This window comes from Streptomyces sp. NPDC127084 (assembly GCF_042724175.1).
Lineage (GTDB): Bacteria > Actinomycetota > Actinomycetes > Streptomycetales > Streptomycetaceae > Streptomyces.
Map to the genome: position 1 here is coordinate 1 of NZ_JBHXFA010000235.1, position 1982 is coordinate 1982.

1 protein-coding gene is annotated in these 1982 nt (G+C 67.5%); it reads left to right on the forward strand.

The features are described from left to right. Nucleotides 1-348: 348 nt before the first annotated feature. The coding region (locus tag ACFWI9_RS31745; RefSeq protein WP_387168017.1) for a DEAD/DEAH box helicase family protein at nt 349-1982 on the forward strand (1634 nt) is incomplete at its 3' end.

The window sequence follows — 1982 nt, forward strand, 5'->3', positions numbered from 1 at the left end:
GCCCCGGACAGGACCGGTGCGCTCCGCGCCCCAGCCCTGCTAAAGCGGCTGGCTGGAAGGGAGTTGGCGCGTCCGGTGAGTGTCGGTCGAGGGTGGGCCCGGATGGAAGCCCACCCGGATGCCGTACGGTATCCGGGCTCGCTTTCCACCCTAACCGCGCGTCACTTCTCGGGACCCACCACTTTCGGTCAACTTCGGACACTCGCCTGCGTCACTTCTGGTAGACCGATAGATTCTGGGATGATGGCTCGGTAGCCATCCGGAACGGCAGTCCAATATGCTTTCCGGTTCGACGCCCTGAGAATGCATCCCGATATTGATGCGAGAAATGGAGCTGGAATGACACGCATGACGCTTCGGAATCATCAGATCGAAGCCGTTGACTCGGTGCTGCGAAATCTCTCGGAACAACCAGGAAAGGGCATCCCTCCCGGAGGCCTGCGGACTCAGGTAATCGCCGCTACCGGCTCCGGAAAAACCCTGATCGGCGTGGAGTCGGCAAATCGCCTTTCGGCGCGCCGGGTGCTGGTATTGGTGCCGACTTTGGACCTGCTGTTGCAGATGGCCGCCGCGTGGCGGGCGGGTGGCCGTCGCGGTGCGATGATCGGGGTCTGCTCCCTGCGGGGCGCGGACAGCCAGGGCGTGCCGTGCACGACCGACCAGGACGAACTCGTCGCGTGGACCGCCGGCCCCGAGACGGTGACGGTGTTCGCGACGTACGCCTCGGTCGGCATGGGCACTCTCCAGCGCGCGCACGCGGCAGGTCTGCCGGTGTGGGACCTGGTCGTCGTCGACGAGGCGCACCGCACCAGTGGAGACGCGGGCAAGCCCTGGGGTGCCGTGCACGACCAGGCGCAGATCCCCGCCAGGCGGCGGCTGTACATGACCGCCACGGCGCGGGTGTGGGAAGCCGAGGGCGACCAGCCTCGCATGGTGGCGTCCATGGATGAGGACTCCGAGATCTTCGGGCCAGTCGCGTACAAGCTGAAGCTCTCCGAGGCCATCCGCATGGGCTTGGTCGCGCCGTACCAGGTGCTGTGCCTGGACATCCGGGATCCCGAGCTGTACGCCGCGCTGACCACGGAGGCGACCGGCTCGGACGCCGTACGCGGGGCGCGGCTCGCAGCCGTGCAGACCGGGCTGATGCGGGCTGCGAGTCAGGAGCGGTTCCGGCGGGTGCTCAGCTTCCACAGCCGGGTCGGGGAAGCGGAGGCGATGGCGGCCGCGGTGCCGGTGACGGCGGCCCGGCTGGCTGCGGACGATCCCGCCACGTTCCCGCCGGCTGAACAGGTCTGGTCGGAGTGGCTGTACGGCGAGCACGCGCCCGCGCACCGACGTAATGTGCTGGACGAATTCGCGTCCGACTTCCTCGGCGGGTCGAATTTTGAGGGCCGGGATGTGCGCGCTGAATTGCGGGTTCTTTCCTCGGTTCGGGTTTTGGGCGAAGGCGTGGATACCGCTGAGTGTGATGCGGTTCTTTTCGCGGATGCTCGCGGTTCGATGGTGGATATCGTGCAGATGGTCGGGCGTGCCCTGCGGATGCGTCCCGGGGTAGGTAAACTCGCCACCTTGATCGTTCCTGTATTCCTCGGGGAGAACGAGGATGCGAACGAACTACTGACCTCGGATGCCTACGGGACCCTCGCGAAGATCCTCGGGGCACTGCGGGCGCACGACTCGGAGACGATCGAGGCTCTCGCCGATCCGCGTCTGCGCAACAGCCGTCCGACGGTCGGCGAGGATGACGACCGCGACCAGGACGACGAGGACGGCCAGGAGCAGGACGACGCTGTGCGGGTGGGCGCGGCCGCGGCCGGGGTGCTCCGGTTCAGCGAGGAGCGCGATCCCGCCGTGCTCACCCAGTTCGTGCGGCTGCGGGTGATCGATCCCGAGGCCGCGTACTGGCGGCGCGGGATTGAGGCCGCGACCAGGTGGCGGCGTGAAACCGGCAGCAGCGAGTTGCGGGTGCCGTACACGTACGT